We start from the raw sequence: 18,615 nt of genomic DNA on the forward strand, positions 1-18,615 counted from the left end.
CTAGGAGGGCAGGTCAGAGATTGCCGCGCTTTTCCTGCTCCCGCTCGATCGCTTCGAAGAGCGCCTTGAAGTTGCCCTTCCCGAAGCCCATCGAGCCGTGCCGCTCGATCATCTCGAAGAACACGGTCGGCCTGTCCTGGACCGGCTTGGTGAAGATCTGCAGCAGGTAGCCGTCCTCGTCACGGTCGACGAGGATCTTCAGCTCGCGCAGGGTCTCGACGGGGACACGCGTCTCGCCGGCCCACTCGCCGAGGGTGTCGTAGTACGAGTCGGGGGTGTCCAGGAACTGGACGCCGGCCGCGCGCATGGTCCGTACGGTGGCGACGATGTCGTTCGTGGCGAGCGCGATGTGCTGGACGCCTGCCCCGTTGTAGAACTCCAGGTACTCGTCGATCTGGGACTTCTTCTTGGCGATGGCGGGCTCGTTGATCGGGAACTTCACCTTCAGGGTCCCGTCGGCCACCACCTTCGACATCAGCGCGCTGTACTCGGTCGCGATGTCGTCGCCCACGAACTCCTTCATGTTCGTGAAGCCCATGACCTTGTTGTAGAAGGCCACCCACTCGTTCATCTTGCCGAGCTCGACGTTGCCGACGCAGTGGTCGATGGCCTGGAAGGTGCGCTTGGCGGGCGGCTCGACGATCGGGGCGGCGGCCTCGAAGCCTGGCAGGTACGGGCCGTCGTACCCGGTGCGCTCGACGAGGGTGTGGCGGGTCTGGCCGTACGTGGCGATCTGGGCGCGCACGACGGTGCCGTGCTCGTCCTTGGAGTCGTACGGCTCGGTGATGCCCCGGGCTCCGTGCTCGACGGCGTACGCGTACGCGGCGCGGGCGTCGGGGACCTCGATGGCGAGGTCGACGACGCCGTCGCCGTGCTCGGCCACGTGGTCGGCGAGGAACTGGCCCCAGTCGGTGGAGACCTTGATGACGGAGGTGAACACGAAGCGGGCGGAGCCGTTCGTGAGCACGTAGGAGGCGGTCTCGCGGCTGCCGTTCTCCGGTCCGGAGTAGGCGACGAGCTTCATGCCGAAGGCGGTCGAGTAGTAGTGGGCGGCCTGCTTGGCGTTGCCCACGGCGAAGACGACCGCGTCCATGCCCTTGACCGGGAAGGGATCGGCCTCGCGCGCGGTGTGGGGGGTGGGGTGGATGTTCGCAGAAGTAGCTGCCATGGCCTGAGGCTCTCTCCGAACCACAAGGTGCGCAATAGTTCGCGCTTCGGGTGGTCAATGTGCTCAGTGGATCGCCAATATGGGCGGGCGATGTGTACATGATGACCACCCCGGAGGCCGGTATGGCGATCGATCATCTGGACGGGCAGCTGATCCTGCTGCTGGCGCGCGAGCCGCGGATCGGGGTCCTTGAAGCGTCCCGGCGCCTCGGGGTCGCCCGCGGCACCGTGCAGGCGCGACTCGACCGGCTTCAGTCGAACGGAGTCATCCGCGGCTTCGGTCCCCAGGTCGACCCGGCGGCGCTCGGCTATCCGGTCACGGCGTTCGCCACGCTCCAGATCCGGCAGGGCCAAGGGGCCGATGTCCGGGCGCACTTGACGACCGTGCCCGAGGTCCTGGAGCTCCACACGACCACGGGCAGCGGCGACATGCTGTGCCGTCTCGTGGCCCGCTCGAACGCCGATCTCCAACGTGTGATCGACCGGGTCGTGGGTTTTGATGGCATCGTCCGGGCTTCCACGGCGATCGTCATGGAAAATCCCGTTCCGCTGCGGATCATCCCGCTGGTGGAACAGGCGTCGGGAGATACCTGACGCGCACCGAAGTCCCCCCGGCGAGGTGACGCCCGTGAACTTCTGGGACTACATCAGCAACCGCCACCAGCAGCTCCTGGCGGACGCCTACCAGCACGCCAGCGCCGTCTTCCAGTGCATGGTCGTCGCGACCCTCATCGGCGTGCTGATCGGCGTCCTCACCTACCGCAGCGAGTGGGCGGGCAACCTCGCCACCCTCACGACGTCGAGCATCCTGACGATCCCCTCGCTCGCCATGATCGGTCTGCTGATCCCGATCGTCGGCCTCGGCGTCCCGCCGACGGTCATCTCGCTGACCCTGTACGGGCTGCTGCCCATCGTGCGGAACGCGATCGTGGGCCTGCGGGGCGTGGACCCCTCGCTGATCGACGCGGCGCGGGGCATCGGCATGTCCCGCGCCGCCCGGCTCACGAAGGTGGAGCTGCCGCTCGCCTGGCCGCCGATCCTCACCGGGATCCGGGTCTCCACCCAGATGCTGATGGGCATCGCCGCCATCGCCGCCTACGCGTCGGGCCCCGGCCTCGGTAACGAGATCTTCCGCGGCATCGCGTCCCTGGGCAGCAAGAACGCGCTCAACCAGGTGCTCGCCGGCACGCTCGGCATCATCATCCTCGCTCTGCTCTTCGACGCCGCGTACGTCCTCATCGGCCGCCTGACCATCCCGAGGGGGATCCGTGCCTGAATCCGCGCCCGAGTCCGTGTCCGCATCCGTGCCCGCGTCCGCGACTTCCACGGCCACCGCCACGGTGACCAGTGATCCCGCCGGCCCGACCCCGTCGAGCACCACCGGCGCGACCATCGAGCTGGAGAACCTCACCAAGCGCTACCCCGGATCGCCCCTCCCCGCCGTCGACAACGTCAGCCTGGAGATCAAGGCGGGCGAGACCGTCATCTTCGTGGGCCCCTCCGGCGGCGGGAAGACCACCCTGCTCAAGATGATCAACCGGCTCATCGAGCCGACCAGCGGCCGCATCAGGATCGCCGGTGAGGACGTCACCGACATGGACCCGGTGAAGCTGCGCCGCAAGGTCGGCTACGCGATCCAGTCCTCCGGCCTCTTCCCGCACATGACCGTCGCCCAGAACATCGCCCTCGTGCCGAAGATGGTCGGCTGGCCCAAGGGGAAGATCAAGGCGCGCGTCGAGGAGATGCTGGACCTGGTCGGTCTCGACCCGGCCGAGTTCCGCGGCCGCTACCCGCGCCAGCTCTCCGGCGGCCAGCAGCAACGCGTGGGCGTGGCACGGGCGTTGGCGGCCGACCCGCCCGTACTGCTGATGGACGAACCGTTCGGCGCGGTCGACCCGATCACCCGCGACCACCTCCAGGACGAGCTGATCCGCCTCCAGCACGAGCTGCACAAGACGATCGTCTTCGTCACCCACGACTTCGACGAGGCGATCAAGCTCGGTGACCGCATCGTCGTCCTGCGCGAGCGCTCGCACATCGCCCAGTTCGACACCCCCGAGGCCATCCTCACCAACCCGGTCGACGACTTCGTGTCCGGCTTCGTCGGCGCGGGCGCCGCCCTGAAGCGCCTCAACCTGACCCGCGTACGGGACGTGGAGGTCACCGACTATCCGACGGTGCAGGTCGACGACCCCCTCCAGACCATCTTCGACAAGCTGCGCGACGCGGGCACCAACGAGCTGCTGCTGCTCGACAGGCGGCGCCGCCCCTACAAGTGGCTGCGGCGCGGCGACCTGATGCGCGCGAAGGGCTCGCTGGCCCGCGCGGGCACCCTCGTGCACGACACGGTGACGCGTGACGCGACCCTGCGCGACGCCCTCGAAGCGGTCCTGACCGACAACGCGGGCCGGGTCGCGGTCACCGGGCGGCGCGGCGAGTACGAGGGCGTCGTCGACATGGAGACGCTGATGAATTCCGTGCACGAACTCCTGGACGCCGACCGCCTGGAGGCCGTGGAGCACCAGCACGAGCTGGAGGAGCTGCGCGCCCAGCAGACCCACCAGGAGCAGGAAGGCGACGGGGGGCCGGCCGCGTGAACACCCCCAAGTCGCCCACGGACAAGCGTCCCGAGGGCGAGCACGAGGTCAAGGGCGTCGCCTTCCGCGACGACGGCGAGGCCGAGCAGGAGGCGCCCCCGCCACCGGTCCGTGAGAAGCGCCGGATCTCCTGGCAGAAGCTCACGTTCCTGCCGGCCCTGATCGTGGCCGTGCTGCTCGCCACCTGGCTCTGGTTCCAGCAGGCGAACCTGGACACGATCTCCGAGAACGCCATCGCGGGCGGCCAGGTGTGGAAGCTGCTGCGCCAGCACATCTACCTGACGGTGGTCTCCACGTTCTTCGTGCTGATCATCGCGATCCCGCTGGGCATCCTGCTGACCCGCAAGGCCTTCCGCAGGGCGACCCCGTTCGCGCTCGCCTTCGCCAACATGGGCCAGGCCACCCCCGCGATCGGCCTCCTCGCCCTGCTCGTCATCTGGCTGGGCATCGGCCGCCGTTCGGCCCTCATCGGCATCATCATCTACGCGATCCTGCCCGTGCTCTCCAACACGATCGCGGGCCTGAAGGCCAACGACCCCACGCTCCTCGAAGCGGCGCGCGGCATCGGCATGTCGCCGTTCGGCGTCCTCAGCAAGGTCGAACTCCCGCTGGCCGTACCGCTGATCCTCGCGGGCGTGCGCACGGCGCTCGTCCTGAACGTGGGCACGGCGACCCTCGCCACGTTCGGCGGCGGTGGCGGGCTCGGCGTCCTGATCACCACGGGCATCACCAACCAGCGCATGCCGGTCCTGGTGCTCGGCTCGATCCTGACGGTCGCGCTCGCCCTGCTCGTGGACTGGCTGGCCTCGCTCGCCGAACTCCTGTTGCGGCCGCGCGGCCTGGAGGTGCGTTCATGAGGCGTACGTACCGTGCGGCGGCGGCAGCGGGCCTCGTCGGTGCCCTGCTCGCCGGCTGCGGGCTCACCAGCGGCAGCCCGCTCGTCGACGACGTGAAGCCCGGCTCCGTCGGCCGGGGCGAGCCCCTCAAGGGCGCCGATCTCACCGTCACGTCAAAGGAGTTCACCGAACAGCTGATCCTCGGCGCCATGATGGGCATCGTCTTCAAGGCGGCCGGCGCGACTGTGCTCGACCGCACCGGCATCCAGGGTTCGATCGGCGCCCGTGAGGCGGTCAAGAACGGTGACGCGGACGCCATGTACGAGTACACGGGCACGGCCTGGATCACGTATCTCGGGAACTCGCATCCCATCCCGAACCCGCAGGCCCAGTGGCAGGCCGTGCACGAAGCCGACCTGAAGAACGGCATCACCTGGCTGCCGCCGTCCGCGCTCAACAACACGTACGCGCTGGCCACGAACGAGGCCAACTTCAAAAAGTACGGCACGAAGACGCTCTCCGACGTGGCCGCGCTCGCGAAGAAGGACCCCAAGGCCGTCACGCTGTGCGTGGAGAGCGAGTTCGCCAACCGCGCGGACGGCCTGCCGGGCATGGAGAAGGCGTACGGGATGAAGATCCCCACCGCCAATGTGACCCAGATGGACACCGGCATCATCTACACCCAGGCCGCGAAGGGCACGTGCACGTTCGGCGAGGTCTTCACGACCGACGGCCGCATCAGGGCGATGCACCTCAGGGTGATGGCCGACGACAAGCACTTCTTCCCGAACTACAACGCGGCGCCGGAGATCAACACGAAGGCGCTGGAGAAGTACCCGGCGATGGCGAAGGTCATCGAACCGATCACGAAGAAGCTCAACAACACGGTGGCGCAGGAACTGAACGCCAAGGTCGACGTCGAGGGCCAGGACCCGCACGACGTGGCGTTGGCGTGGCTGGTGCAGGAGGGCTTCGTGACGCAGTGACCCCAGGGCTCCCAGGGGCGCCGGGTCAGCAGTGCGGAACCGAACCCTTGCCGCTCTCCAGACTGGTCAGCGCGGAGACCGCGCCCTTCAGGTTCGTCACCGGGATAAGGCGCAGGCCCTTCGGCGCCTCGGACGTGGCGTCGCCGCACTCCGCCTTCGGCACCAGGAACACCTTCGCGCCGTCGCGCCAGGCCGCCTGAGTCTTCAGCGAGACACCGCCGACCGCGCCGACCTTCCCGCCGGCGGTGATGGTGCCGGTACCGGCGATGGAACGGCCGCCCGTGAGGTCACCGCCGCTGCCGTTGCCGTCCAGCTTGTCGATGATGCCGAGCGAGAAGAACAGCCCGGCGCTGGGCCCGCCGACGTCCCCGAGCTGGAGTTTCACCTTCACGTCGGCGGGGCTCTTGCCGAGGTAGCCGAGGGCCGCCGCGGTCGCGGAGTCCTGCGACTTCTTCATCTCGCCGAGATTGTGCTGCTCGATCTCCTTGGTGGAGCCGCCCGACGGGTACACGGAGTCGTGGGGCATGACGGCACGGTCCGTACGGAACCAGCCGTCGACGACGTCACCCAGACTCACCTGCGCATCGGGCCCGGTGGCCACGATCGTCACCATCCGCAACTTGCCCGAGGTGTCCCGGGTCGGCGCCCCGGAGATCTCGATGACGGGCTTCCCCTTCGAGTCCCCGAGCACATCGGTGGTCGGCCCCGGCTGCGCCACGGCGAACGGCAACGGAGCAAACCCCGCGACAGCAAGCAGAGCCACCACCGGCACAGCACAAACGCCAAGAGCCACAGGCCGAGAAAACCGAGAAAGAAGCACGGCCCCAATCTAACGCCCCCACCAACGCGCCCCTTAAGGGGCGCGGGGAGCGGCGCGACAAGCCACGACGAGGTCCGCAGACGAAAACGCCCCTATAAGGGGCGCGGGGAACTGCGCGACAAGCCACAACCAACCCGCACCCGAAAACAAGCCCCTATAAGGGGCGCGGGGAACTGCGCAAAAAACCCACGCTCCCCGCACAAACACCCACCAAGCCAAGCGCTAGCGCAACGCGTCGGCAACTTCCCGCGCCGCATCAAGAACCCGCGGCCCCACCCGCTCGGGGACGGAGTCCGAAAGCATCACGACCCCCACACTCCCCTCGACCCCGGTCACCCCGACCAACGGCGCCGCAGCCCCACACGCGCCGGCCTCAAGCTCGCCATGCGTCAACGTGTACCCCGGCTCAGGCACAAGCCCCTGCCGCGCAGCGAGTATCGCGCGGCCCGCGGCCCCCCGGTCGAGCGGATGCCGGAACCCGGCCCGGTAGGCGACGTGATAGTCCGTCCAGGTCGGCTCGACGACAGCCACGGCGAGCGCCTCGCTGCCGTCGACCAGCGTCAGATGCGCCGTCGCCCCGATGTCCTCGGCGAGAGAGCGCAACGCCGGCAGCGCAGCTTCCCGTACCAGCGGATGCACCTGGCGGCCGAGGCGCAGCACGCCAAGCCCGACCCGGGCCCGCCCACCGAGATCACGGCGGATCAGGGTGTGCTGTTCGAGCGTGGCGAGCAGCCGGTACACGACGGTGCGGTTGACGCCGAGCTTGTTGGACAGCTCGGTGACCGTCAGTCCGTGGTCGGTGTCGGCGAGCAGTTTGAGGACTCGCAGTCCCCGGTCCAGCGTCTGGGAGGTCTCCGCGGTCACGACGCCCACTCCTTAGTGGTGAGGTCGGCGGCCCCCTCGACGGCGGTTGCGACGCCGGTCCCGTGGGCGACGCGCGTCAGAGGCCGCCGGTCGGCAATCGACCCGGGGTTCGGAGGTCCCGGGCGGAGGCGCATGGCGCACCGGCTGCGCTCCGCGGCGGCTCTGCCACGGGGCGTGTGCGTTGCCGGGAATGTAGCGAGGTCGTCCCGCTCAGCGGAAGACTACGTCCAGAATCCGGGCAGTAACTATCCCGACCTGTACCGATTCACCCCGTTATCAGAGGTGATATCGACGGAGCGTGCACCACGTCTACACGCAGCGCACACGACTCACTTCATGCGGGTGGCCCACTCCTGGACCTTCGCGATGCGCTGCCGCAGCTGCCCCGCCGTGGCCTCGGCGCTCGGCGGCCCCCCGCACACGCGCCGCAGTTCGGTGTGGATGACCCCGTGCGGCTTCCCGCTCTGATGGACGTACGCGCCGACCATCGTGTTGAGCGACTTACGGAGTTCGAGGAGCTCCTTGTGCGAGACGACGGGCCGCCGTTCGGCCGGCATCTCCAGCAGATCCGCCTCGCTGTCCGGCTTCTTCTTGCTGTGCGCGATCTGCCGGGCCTGCCGCTTCTGGAGCAGCATCTGCACCTGGTCGGGTTCGAGGAGCCCGGGAATGCCGAGGTAGTCCTGCTCCTCCTCGCTGCCCGGGTGGGCCTGCATGCCGAACTCGGCGCCGTCGTAGAGGACCCGGTCGAAGACGGCCTCGGACTCCAGGGCCTCGAAGGAGAACTGCTCCTGCTCCCCCGTGTCCTCGTCCTCCTGCTTGTTCGCCTCGTCCATCTCCTTCTCGGACTCGGCGTAGGGGTCCTCCTCCCCTTCCTTCTTCGGCTTGTCGAGCACGTGGTCGCGCTCGACCTCCATCTCGTTGGCGAAGCCGAGGAGGTCGGGGACGGTGGGCAGGAAGACGGACGCGGTCTCGCCGCGCCGCCTGGACCGTACGAAACGGCCGACGGCCTGCGCGAAGAAGAGAGGGGTGGAGATGGTCGTCGCGTAGACACCCACGGCGAGGCGGGGCACGTCGACGCCCTCGGACACCATGCGGACGGCGACCATCCAGCGGTCGTCGCTCGCGGAGAAGTCGTCGATCCGCTTCGACGCGCCGGTGTCGTCGGACAGGACGGTGGTGGGCTTCGTGCCGGTGATCTCCCGGATCAGCTTGGCGTAGGCCCTGGCGGAGTCCTGGTCGGCGGCGATGACGAGACCGCCGGCGTCCGGGATGCCCTTCCTGACCTCGCTGAGCCGCTGGTCGGCGGCGCGCAGCACGCTCGGCATCCACTCGCCGCGCGGGTCGAGGGCGGTGCGCCAGGCCTGGCTGATCGCGTCCTTGGTCATGGGCTCGCCGAGGCGGGCGGCGATCTCGTCACCGGCCTTCGTCCGCCAGCGCATGTTGCCGCTGTAGGAGAGGAAGATGACGGGCCGCACGACGCCGTCGCCGAGCGCGCTGCCGTAGCCGTACGTGTAGTCGGCGGACGACCGCCGGATGCCGTCGTTCCCCTCCTCGTACTGGACGAAGGGGATCGGGTTGGTGTCGGAGCGGAACGGCGTACCGGTGAGGGCGAGGCGGCGGGTGGCCGGCTCGAACGCCTCCAGGCACGCCTCGCCCCACGACTTCGAGTCACCGGCGTGGTGGATCTCGTCGAGGATGACGAGGGTCTTGCGCTGCTCGGAGCGGTTGCGGTGCAGCATCGGCCGTACGCCCACACCGGCGTACGTGACGGCGACGCCCTGGTACTCCTTGTTGAGCGGCCCCGCGCTGTACTCGGGATCGAGCTTGATCCCTATCCTCGCGGCCGCCTCCGCCCACTGCTTCTTCAGGTGCTCGGTCGGCGCGACCACGGTCACCTGCTGCACGACGTGATGGTGCAGCAGCCAGGACGCGAGGGTGAGCGCGAACGTCGTCTTGCCGGCGCCCGGCGTGGCGACGGCGAGGAAGTCTCGCGGCTGCTCCTGCAGGTACCTCTCCATGGCCCCTTGCTGCCAGGCACGCAGCTTGCCCGCGGTGCCCCAGGGGGCGCGGCCGGGGAAGGCGGGTGAGAGGTGGTGGGAGGAGGCGGAAGAGGCGGTGGCGGCGGCGGTGGTAGTCACGGTCTCCGGGTTCGACGGGCGCGGGAACGGGGCGACGAGGCGTGTCACGTGCGCGGGACGGGCGGTGATCGGAGCGTTGGAGTACGGACGATCGGAGCGATCGGGTACGGATGATCGAAGCGATCGGGTACGTACGACAACCGGGCCACCCTACCGGTGAGCCCCTCGCTTCCCGGGGCTGACTCGGGGACGTACGGCATGGATGCGACAGGCCTCACACGGCCTCACACGGCCTCACACCGGTCGGTCAGCGCGCCGCGGCCCGCACCCGCGTGGCCACCCACACCCCCACCAGCGCGACCGCCGCCATCGGCAGGAACACGGCCGCGAACGCCGCCGGATGCGACCCTCCGGCCGCCGCGGCACCGTGCGCGGCGCCCACCGATCCGCCCCCGAGCGCCGCGAAAGCCGCTCCTCCCACGGCGAGCAGTACGACGTTGGAAAGGCCGTCCGAGATCTGGAGGGCGGCGGAGTTCGCCCCCGCCTCCTCGGGCGCCGACAGCTGGAGCAGCAGGACGCTCGTCGACGCGATGACCAGGCCCATGCCCAGGCATCCGAAGGCCCACGCCACGGCGACGATCCACACCGGCACGGCGTGGATCAGCACGCTCGGCGCGGTGGCGACGGCCGCCGCCACCAGCAGCATTCCGCCCGCCATCAGCCGCTCGCGGTACGGCTCGAAGCGGGGCCGGGCCTGGAGGTACGACCCGAGCGCCCACGTGGCCCCGCCCACCGCGAGCGAGAGCCCGGCCAGCATCGGCGTGAGCCCGCGCTGCGTGACGAGCATCAGCGGCACGAACGACTCGGCCGCGATGAACGACCCCGCGGCGATCCCCCGCAGCAGCACCACCGACGGCAGCCCGCGCGCCGCCCGGTACGTCCCGCGGGGCAGCAGCCCGAGCACGGCCGGCACGAGCAGGGCGACACCGGCGGCACCCGGCAGGAGCGAGAGCCACCGCAGGTCCTGGGCGGCGTACTGAAGCAGTCCCGCTCCGAGCGAGATCCCGAGGGCAAGCCGGATCCGACGACCGTCGACGCCCCCTGCTCCCGCCCCCTCCGCGGGCCCAGACGCCCGCCGCCGTATCTGCGGCAGCGCGAGCGCCAGCGGAAACACGACAAGCACGGGAATGCCGATGAACACCCACCGCCACCCGAGGTGCTCGGTCACGGCCCCCGACGCGAGCGGCCCGACGACGGAGGGAACCACCCAGCTCGCGGCGAAGGCGGCCATGATCGCGGGCCGCAACCGCTCCGGATAAGCCCGGCTGACGACGACGTACAACGCAACGATGACCAGCCCGCCACCAAGCCCCTGCACGGCCCGCCCGGCGATGAACATCCACATGGACCCGGCGGTCCCGGCGAGCAGCAACCCCACCGCGAACGCCGCGATCCCCGCCCCCAACGGCCCCAGCGGCCCGCGCCGGTCGGCCCACTGCCCCGAGAACACCATCCCGAAGAGACTGGTGGTGAAGTACCCGGAGAACGCGAACGCGTACAGCGACACCCCGCCCAACTCCCGCGCGGCGACAGGCATGGCGGTCCCGACGGCGGTCGCCTCGAAGGCGATCAGCAGCACGACGGAGACGATGCCGATGCTGAGGGAACGGTAGGGACGACTGAGGACGCCGGGGGTGGGGTCGGTACTGGTACCGGTACCGGTACCGGTACCGATATCGGTGGAGGTGGGGGTGGGGTTGGGGTTGGGGTTGGGGTTGGCGACAACATCGGTGTCGTCACGCGGTTCCAGGGCGGTCATACGGTCAGAGTAAGGGCCAAAACCACGGCTGGCCCCTGTCAAGAGTCACCCTGCTCCTGGTCCCTTGGTCCTACGCCCAATGAACCCCGATGAACCCCGATGAACCCCGATGAACGGCGTATGGCAGTCACATTGCAGCCCTCACAGCCCTCTTGAGCCCCAGCGCCGGGCCCCCGTACGGTCAAGTCATCCAGTTCAACCTGGCCGTGTGCCCGAGTGGTTGAGGGATTCGCCTGCAAAGCGAAGCACGCCGGTTCGATTCCGGTCACGGCCTCCCTACAAAGGGGCGCTCCGATTCACGGGGCGCCCCTTTCGTCGTTCTCCCTCATCCGGGTGACGCCGGTGACCAGCGCCTCCGCTCCCTCGTTGCCCAGAATCCCGCTTGGCCGCACGGCAGTTGGCCTGACGGCGAGGCGGAGTACACGACTGGGGAACGACTACGGCGAGGACACCAACACCATGGCCATCGGACCTGCCCAGGGGCAGCAGAACCTCACTTCGTCACCGGCACGGAAACACGCCGCGGTCCGGGCGATCGAAAACCACATCGAACCCGACACGCGCCGCTCGGGCGAGTGGGCGGACGAGGACACGGGGGCCGCCGTCAGGGCGTTCGACGCGAAGGACGGCCACGGCTGGGTCACGTCGTCGTCACTGAAGAAGGCGCACAAGGCCTGGGGCGATCAGGTGAAGTCCCTGATGAACAGGCTGAGTTCGGAGAAGGTGTCGCTGCGCGCCACGACCGCAGTACTCCAAGGCACGGACTTCGGAGTAGGAGCACACATCAGGACGACGTCACCACTGGACAACTACTGACCACCGAGGACGCGAGGACCCGACCAGTCCATGCCCACGTACCACGAGATCATGACCACCGACCTCGCCACGCTCACCGCGGCAGCAGACCGCTGGGACGGAATGGCGAAGGAGTTCGGAAAGCGGGAGACGGACTACGAGCGGGATGTGCACGGGATCACCCCGGGCCCGCCGTCCCCGACGGCCTGGACCGGCGTGAGCGCCGACGCGGCCGGCAAACGCTTCGACGTGACCCTCCACGAATTCCGGAACGCCCAGACAGAAGCCAGGGCGATCGCCTCACTCCTCCGGGACGCGCACGCGCAGTTCACGACCTTGCGAGGCCACCTCAAATCCGAGCACCGGGAGGCGGTCAAGGCCGGCATAAAGGTGTCGGACAGGGGCGTGGTGGCGTACGACGAGGAACGCGCGGCGGCGAGCGAGTCGGGCTCGGCGATGCACGACCCGGCGAGCAGGGCACAGGTTCAACGGGCGGTCGATTCCTGGCAAGGTCGTATCGACAAGGCGGTGCGTGCGGTGGGGGACGCCGACGCGGGCGTCGAGATCGCGTTGAGCGCGGCCGTCTTCGACTCGGATCTGACCGACGGAACGGGAAACGGCTTCAACGCGCACGCCCAAGGCGACATCGAACGATATGAGGCCGAAGCGGCAAAGGAATCGGCGCTCAAACTGGCCAACGGCGATCGCCTCACCCCTCACCAACTCTCGGAACTGCAACGATCGTTCCGAGACAACAGCCATGATCCGACATTCAGCCGCACGCTCCTGGACAGCCTCGGCCCGAGCGGCACGATCCGCCTGACGAACAGCCTGGGCGACCTGGCTCACGTAACGGACCCGCGCCACGCGGCGAACTACGCGTCCCTCGAAACCGGCCTGGCCAACTCCCTGGCGACGGCCACGAACAACCCCCATTCCCAGTGGTACAAGAACTGGCGCACGGAAATGCGGAAGGCGGGAGTAGCCCGCTACGAAACCGACGTCCAGGCAGCCAAGCTGGACAAGATCCGCGGATACCAGTCTTTGGTCACGCTCATGCAGCACGGGGATGGGGGAGGAAACGGATACGGGCGCGAATTCCTGGAGAACCTCGGCGACGACATGATCAAGGCCGAGCGAAAGAACCCCGACATCTGGGACCTGAAGGGCGAGTACAGCGGGAAGCGGGACGGCTGGTTCGCCAACGACCCAGTGGACGGCGTCCTCGGCATCATGAGCCACGAGCCGGCCACGGCGGCGCATTACCTCAGTGACGACGACCGCATGAAGTACCTGACGCACGACCGCGACTGGAAGGTCACGCTGCACACGGAAGAGGCGGCGAAGGCGACGGTCTACACCCCGTCCCAGGACAAGGACACCCGAGCGGGCCTGGCGGCGGCACTCCAGGCAGGCGCAACGGGCCTGGACCCGTCGAACCCCGACGCCAAATACGTCGAACACACGGCGGACAACAACAAGGTTTTCAAGTCCTCACTGAAGTACCTGTCAGAAGAGGGCGACAAATTCCCCCCATCACTCCGCGAACCCATGGCGAAGATCCTGGTCAACCACGGGGATACGGTGCATGCGGCGGCTAGCGCGGTCGACATGCACAGAGCACCGCTGAAGCAGGACCAGCTCTACGAGGTCGTGAAACAGCTCTCCAAGGACCAGGGCTCTTATACGGCGCTCAATAGCGGCGTGAACCACGCCGTCGTGGCCGATATCCATGCGCCACACCAAAAGCACCCCGATGACTCACTGATCCGAGCAGGCCGAACCGTGGGGTTTCTTGAGCAAGCTCGGGTCGACGCCGCCGGCGACCCGAAGACAGCAGAGTTCAAACACAAATGGATGGTTGACCAGGCCATCGGCTACATCCCCGTAGGCGGCGACGAAATCCAATCAGGCGTCGACTATGTGACGGAGAGGTGGCTGGCTGACGAGCAGAAGAAGCTCGACGACAAGGCAGCCGACGAAAATGTCGCCCACTATAGGGATCGAAATGAGCAACTGATGGCGATTGCGGAGCAGTGGCGCAAGGTTCATGAAACCGACGACTCTAGCTACGGCACCAAGAACGTGATCGACCGGGCCGCGACCTCCGGGGTCGACTGTGCCCGCGGCGTTTCTGGGGAGATGAGCAAATGACTCAATCGCGAACACGGATCAGGTTAGCGGCACCGGCCGCCTGTATCGCGCTCACGTCCCTTGCCGCTTGCAGCGGCCCAACTCCCGAGATCCCCAAGAAGGTTTGCGGCACTCTAGTCGAGCCAGAGTTCACCAAACCACTCCTGAGATCCACGGGAAAAGTCAGCGAGTGGCACACCGCGGGTTGGGGTGGAAAGGGGCGCGATGTGTGCACCGTTTCCGTCGATCGAACCGAAGCCCTCGACATCACCTTCACGTGGCACGCAGACGCTATCGATCCCTTGAAGTACGCGTCACCAAATAACTCGGTCACTGGCCTATGGGAGCCTCAACGCATAAATCTGGCAGACCGCGCCGCGCTTGGCGATGACGGAGCAATCGCCACAACGCGATGCCAGGGCGAACCAAAGGAGTACTTCACCTTGACCCTCAAGCTCACGCACGACCGAAAGATCCCCCACCTCAGACGGAACATCGAACAGTTCATGCGCGCCTACATGCCCGCCACCATGAAAACCGTCGGCTGCACAGCGCCGCGCCCCCTTACCCCCCAGTCGTAAGAATCACGCCCCCACCCACGACAATCACCGCAAACGCAACGAACACCGCCACAAACAGCAGCAGTTTCCCGGCGGAAGGCCCCGGCTCGTAGGAGCGCGGCTCGGGCTCGCCCGCCGCATCCTGGCGACCCGAAGGCCCGTCTGTCGTCGTCACCACTGCCGTCCTCTCGACGCGAAGTTCGCCCTACCAAAGTACGACTTCGCGAACCACGGACAACAACGAGGGCCGCCCAACCACGGGGGGAGAGGCCGGGCGGCCCTCGTACTCAACAGTAGGCATGCATCACCGCCCACGACCCCGCAGATGCCCGACGTTTGCTCGATCTGCACGCCCGCCGCGCGACCGCCACACCCCCGTCTGTGCTGGTCACCGCCATGAACGAGTCATGAGGAGCAAATGGGCGGCGCCACGCGGCAATCACTCGCCCCCACCAAAAACACCCCCGCACGCCGCCCGGTACGCCGCCTCGGCGCTCGTACGGACGAGTCGCTCGTCGATATCGCGCCGCAGGATGAGGAGCCGGTAATAGAAGGGGGCACTCAGGGCGGCGATGACTTCGTAGGCGTCGGTGTCCGGCGGGACCTCGCTACGCTCCACGGCCCGGTGGACGATCTGCGTCACAACATCGGTGCGCGCCATGAAGGCACCGCGCACGAGCTCCGCGATGTGCGGGTCGTACGCGGCGGCCGCCACCATCGCCTCGACGAGATTGCGACTGCGCGGCAAGGCGTGAAACCCGGCGATGGCCTCGGCCAGTTCGTACAGGTCCTGACGGAACTCACCGGAGTCCGGGGTCGGGATCGTCGCACTGTGCTGGGCCATGAGATCGACTACGACGCCCTCGACGCTGCGCCAGCGCCGCCTGATCGTCGATACGTGAACACCTGAGCGGGCGGCGAGCCGGTCCAGGGTGAGCGCCGCGAATCCGACCTCGTCGAGCTCGTCGAGCGCGGCCGCAAGGACGGCCGCTCGGGTGCGGGCCGTGCGTCCGCCGGGACGCGCCGAGCCGGGCCGTGGTCGCTCAGTCATCGACGCCAATGTAGACGCCGGAGCAATGGGCACCAGATCTTCACGTGCGGTTCTATCCGTTCCTACCGTTTTCGCACGGTACGGCCACCGGGCCTCCGGATAACGTGAGATCACCTTAATGCGCGGCGAGAAGCGTTAACGCCTAGCGTCGCGCTGGGTGTACGGGGGTACGTGAGCCACGGGTCTCACCCGGACCCCGGGTCACACAACGGGGGATATCGCCACCGCTGCCGCGCCGGCCAACGCCGCGCGACAGCGGTGGCGCCACGAACGAAGCGCGCAGCCTCCCCCACACCGACCTCTCCCCCGGGCCCGTTCCCGCATCCCAGAGAGAGGCCACAAGACGATGCGATCGATGCGAACCGCCCGAACCGTCGGCCGGAAGTTCACCATGGCAGCGGCCGGCCTCTTAGGCGCCGCGGCACTACTGGTCACCAACACCGTCGCCGCCCAGGCCGCCGACTACACCAACATCACGTTCAAGATGTACCCGGGCAAACAGAGCACGATCATCATCTACGCCGACGGCCACCAGGCCGGCCGCGTCAACTGGGTCGCCGACCCGTTCGGGGGCGCCCCGGGCGAGTACCTGTGTGCCGTCGACGACAGGTCCGACGGCTACTACGTCAAGGGCATCCTCACCACCGGCCGCACGGTCAGCACGAACGGCAAGCCGTCACCGGGCGCCGACTGCCAGGGCGGAAACCTCCCCGAAGACCGGGGCTACGGCCTCAAGGCCTGCCTGGAAAACCACTACGTGCGCGCCTGCTCGATCAACTACTACGTCCACTCCTGACCCCACCGCCGCCCGGCCCGGCGGCGAGCATGAGGGCCACCGACGCACTGTTGCCCACGGAGTCGGCGGCCCTCATGGTGTCGACCAATTCGACGGCGAAAACGTGAACGTCAGGCTCGGGCAGGAAACGCACCCAAGGGAACGCGTCCGGGGGCATCCGCGCCGAAGACACCTTCATGCGCGACCACGTGGGCGCCCGAATCTGCCAATGTTCCAGGTCGGCAATGGCGCAGCCCCGCACGCACCCGCTCCCACCTGGGACTCCGCCGACGGACCCCCGCTGCCGGCAGGGCCAGAGCAAAACTGTGGCTGATTTGGGCGGGCCACGACAGCACTGAGCCCGCGACGCAGCCGACATGAGTACGCGGACGGTGTCGAACGCTCTCACCGGCGGCTTCGATCGTCCACATGCAGACGACGCCCGCCCCGACCCCCACATCCCCGGCGAAGCCCCGCCTCTTCACACGCGGCCAGCTCACGGCCACCGTGATGGCGGTCCTCCTGGTCGCGCTGCTGGGCTTCACGGCGAAGGCGTGCGAGTCGGTGGAGGGCGGGCAAGTCCGGTCGACGGCCGAGTTCAAGGAACGCGTAAAAGCAACGCAACAGGCAGGCGAGGACACATACACGGCCCTCGCCCCCGCACCACTCCAGGAGCCGTACGCGCACAAGGAAGGCAGCACGTCCTGCGTGGACGACTTCGGCTTCGACGACGCGGGCGTCACCCGGGACCAGCCGATCTACACGTGGGGCGTCGAGTTCGACGACCGCGACGGCTACCTCACAGCACTCGCGAACCTCAAGGCGGACTGGAAGGAGCAGGGCCGCACGGTAAGGGACATCGCACCCCAAGCCGGCCTCCCCGGCATCAGCACGACCGATGCCCACGGCACACAACTCACGCTCGCCCCGGACTACTACACGAACAAGCCCGTCATCCGCGCCGAAGGTACGTGCATGCGGTACCACTACGCGTAAGGGTCACCGAGCAGCGACAAAGACGGACCAGGCCGCCGAGGACACGGCGAGGTACGGCCTTTGAGGTGCCTTGGAGTCGCGAATGTGGACGGCTACCGACGTCGTGGCAACTTCGACACAGTCGCTGGGTTCACTACTGCTGCTGTAGCTGCTCTTGAACCAGACCAGCTCCCCGGCATCCCTGGCCAAGACCTTGGTTCGGATCATGTCTCCCCCAGCACTTGCTCGATGAATGCGAGTGACTCCTGTGGCGTGAGAGCCTCGGCCCGGATGATGCCATAGCGCAGATCGAGAATCCGGAGTTGCCTCGGTTCGGAAACAGGACGCCCGTTGAATGCCCCGTCGGAACGCCCCACTCCCGATCCGTCCTCGAACTTCAACACCTCGATCATCCCGCCCGTTCCGGGGTGACTCGCATGGCTGGTCGGCATCACCTGGACCGCGACGTTCGCCAACTGACCGACACTCAGCAGTCGTTCGAGCTGCCGACGCATGACAGCGGCACCACCAATCGGGCGGCGCAGCGTGACCTCCTCCTGGACAAAGCTCATCTCAGGGCCTGGTGAACGCTCGTAGATCGACTGGCGCGCGACGCGTGCAGCCACGGCCCGCTCCAGCTCATCCACCGACAACGTCGGCCTCCTGGTCTGCAACAACGCCCGAGCGAACTCCTCCGTCTGCAACAGCCCATGGATGTTGTGGTTGCTGTACAGAGACAGCTCGACGGACTTCGCCTCCAACCTCGCCAACTCCCGAACCTTCTTCGGGTACCTCACCTCGGCAACGTCGGCCTTCATCGCCGCGATCTTGCCGCCCGCACCGAGGACTTGGTCCGCCCGTTCCAGAAATTCGGGCCGCGGAATGCGGGCGCCACGCTCGATCTCGTAGACGAGATTCTCGCCGTACCCGACCGCCGCCCCGAACTCGGCCGGCCGCATCCCCGCAGCCTCACGCCACAACTTGAGCTGCCGCCCCACCGCCTCTACGACGGCCCCCGCATCGTCGTCGGGATCGACGTCCCACCCCGACTCGCCCCCGTTTTCCGCAGATTCCGCAGATTCCGCAGATTCCGCGTGATCCGCCCACTCCGCGTTCATACGCGCCCCATCCCCACCGGTCACGGGTACACCCGGTACAG

17 protein-coding genes and 1 tRNA gene are annotated in these 18,615 nt (G+C 67.9%); 10 read left to right on the plus strand and 8 right to left on the minus strand.

Features of this window, described 5'->3' with window-relative positions:
* Positions 1-13 precede the first annotated feature (13 nt).
* Positions 14-1,168 carry a 4-hydroxyphenylpyruvate dioxygenase gene (hppD, locus tag EOT10_RS15745; protein WP_127828816.1) on the minus strand — a complete coding sequence of 385 codons (1,155 nt, stop codon included), beginning with the start codon at positions 1,166-1,168 and terminating at the stop codon, positions 14-16.
* 122 nt (positions 1,169-1,290) lie between these two features.
* Between hppD and EOT10_RS15750 the strand changes: the two genes are divergently transcribed.
* From EOT10_RS15750 to EOT10_RS15770, 5 genes are all read left to right on the plus strand, one after another.
* Positions 1,291-1,761, plus strand: a complete 471-nt coding sequence (locus EOT10_RS15750; protein WP_127828939.1) for an Lrp/AsnC family transcriptional regulator — start codon at positions 1,291-1,293, stop codon at positions 1,759-1,761.
* 34 nt (positions 1,762-1,795) lie between these two features.
* Positions 1,796-2,443: an ABC transporter permease gene (locus tag EOT10_RS15755; protein ID WP_127828817.1), complete on the plus strand. Its 648-nt coding sequence runs from the start codon at positions 1,796-1,798 to the stop codon at positions 2,441-2,443.
* Between the two features lie 64 nt (positions 2,444-2,507).
* Positions 2,508-3,764, plus strand: a complete 1,257-nt coding sequence (locus tag EOT10_RS15760) for a betaine/proline/choline family ABC transporter ATP-binding protein (RefSeq protein ID WP_223281000.1) — start codon at positions 2,508-2,510, stop codon at positions 3,762-3,764.
* Positions 3,761-4,621, plus strand: a complete 861-nt coding sequence (locus EOT10_RS15765; protein WP_127828819.1) for an ABC transporter permease — start codon at positions 3,761-3,763, stop codon at positions 4,619-4,621. The genes EOT10_RS15760 and EOT10_RS15765 overlap by 4 nt, the downstream gene beginning before the upstream one ends.
* Positions 4,618-5,586 carry a glycine betaine ABC transporter substrate-binding protein gene (locus EOT10_RS15770; RefSeq protein ID WP_127828820.1) on the plus strand — a complete coding sequence of 323 codons (969 nt, stop codon included), beginning with the start codon at positions 4,618-4,620 and terminating at the stop codon, positions 5,584-5,586. Before EOT10_RS15765 ends, EOT10_RS15770 begins: the two co-directional genes overlap by 4 nt.
* A gap of 25 nt (positions 5,587-5,611) precedes the next feature.
* On the opposite strand, the gene EOT10_RS15775 is transcribed toward EOT10_RS15770, so the two are convergent.
* From EOT10_RS15775 to EOT10_RS15790, 4 genes are all read right to left on the minus strand, one after another.
* Positions 5,612-6,406 carry a S16 family serine protease gene (locus EOT10_RS15775; protein WP_127828821.1) on the minus strand — a complete coding sequence of 265 codons (795 nt, stop codon included), beginning with the start codon at positions 6,404-6,406 and terminating at the stop codon, positions 5,612-5,614.
* 222 nt (positions 6,407-6,628) lie between these two features.
* Positions 6,629-7,270 carry an IclR family transcriptional regulator gene (locus tag EOT10_RS15780; RefSeq protein WP_127828822.1) on the minus strand — a complete coding sequence of 214 codons (642 nt, stop codon included), beginning with the start codon at positions 7,268-7,270 and terminating at the stop codon, positions 6,629-6,631.
* A 329-nt stretch (positions 7,271-7,599) separates the two neighbouring features.
* Entirely contained in the window at positions 7,600-9,408 is a 1,809-nt protein-coding gene (locus tag EOT10_RS15785; protein ID WP_127828823.1) for a DEAD/DEAH box helicase, read from the minus strand.
* 247 nt (positions 9,409-9,655) lie between these two features.
* A complete protein-coding gene (locus EOT10_RS15790; protein ID WP_127828824.1) occupies positions 9,656-11,167 on the minus strand; it encodes an MFS transporter in 1,512 nt (503 codons plus the stop codon).
* A gap of 202 nt (positions 11,168-11,369) precedes the next feature.
* Between EOT10_RS15790 and EOT10_RS15795 the strand changes: the two genes are divergently transcribed.
* The 3 genes from EOT10_RS15795 to EOT10_RS15805 all read left to right on the plus strand — a co-directional run bounded on the left by EOT10_RS15795 (position 11,370) and on the right by EOT10_RS15805 (position 14,116).
* Positions 11,370-11,441, plus strand: a tRNA-Cys gene (locus EOT10_RS15795).
* A 185-nt stretch (positions 11,442-11,626) separates the two neighbouring features.
* On the plus strand, positions 11,627-11,983 hold the full coding sequence (locus EOT10_RS15800) for a hypothetical protein (RefSeq protein WP_127828825.1): 357 nt from the start codon (positions 11,627-11,629) through the stop codon (positions 11,981-11,983).
* Between the two features lie 51 nt (positions 11,984-12,034).
* A complete protein-coding gene (locus EOT10_RS15805) occupies positions 12,035-14,116 on the plus strand; it encodes a hypothetical protein (RefSeq protein WP_223280988.1) in 2,082 nt (693 codons plus the stop codon).
* Between the two features lie 978 nt (positions 14,117-15,094).
* Here the strand turns inward: EOT10_RS15805 and EOT10_RS15810 are convergent.
* Entirely contained in the window at positions 15,095-15,706 is a 612-nt protein-coding gene (locus EOT10_RS15810; RefSeq protein WP_127828827.1) for a TetR/AcrR family transcriptional regulator, read from the minus strand.
* A gap of 355 nt (positions 15,707-16,061) precedes the next feature.
* Here EOT10_RS15810 and EOT10_RS15815 point away from each other — a divergent pair, with 355 nt between their 5' ends.
* Both EOT10_RS15815 and EOT10_RS15825 read left to right on the plus strand, forming a co-directional pair.
* Positions 16,062-16,502: a hypothetical protein gene (locus EOT10_RS15815; protein ID WP_127828828.1), complete on the plus strand. Its 441-nt coding sequence runs from the start codon at positions 16,062-16,064 to the stop codon at positions 16,500-16,502.
* Between the two features lie 408 nt (positions 16,503-16,910).
* Complete coding sequence (locus EOT10_RS15825; protein WP_127828830.1) at positions 16,911-17,477, plus strand: hypothetical protein; 567 nt, start codon at positions 16,911-16,913, stop codon at positions 17,475-17,477.
* Positions 17,478-17,480: 3 nt separating this feature from the next.
* Here EOT10_RS15825 and EOT10_RS15830 read toward each other — a convergent pair whose 3' ends face one another.
* Both EOT10_RS15830 and EOT10_RS15835 read right to left on the minus strand, forming a co-directional pair.
* Positions 17,481-17,684 carry a DUF397 domain-containing protein gene (locus tag EOT10_RS15830; protein WP_127828831.1) on the minus strand — a complete coding sequence of 68 codons (204 nt, stop codon included), beginning with the start codon at positions 17,682-17,684 and terminating at the stop codon, positions 17,481-17,483.
* Positions 17,681-18,574: a helix-turn-helix domain-containing protein gene (locus EOT10_RS15835; protein ID WP_127828832.1), complete on the minus strand. Its 894-nt coding sequence runs from the start codon at positions 18,572-18,574 to the stop codon at positions 17,681-17,683. Before EOT10_RS15835 ends, EOT10_RS15830 begins: the two co-directional genes overlap by 4 nt.
* Between the last annotated feature and the right edge of the window lie 41 nt (positions 18,575-18,615).

The organism is Streptomyces antnestii (genome assembly GCF_004005495.1).
Classification (GTDB): domain Bacteria; phylum Actinomycetota; class Actinomycetes; order Streptomycetales; family Streptomycetaceae; genus Streptomyces; species Streptomyces antnestii.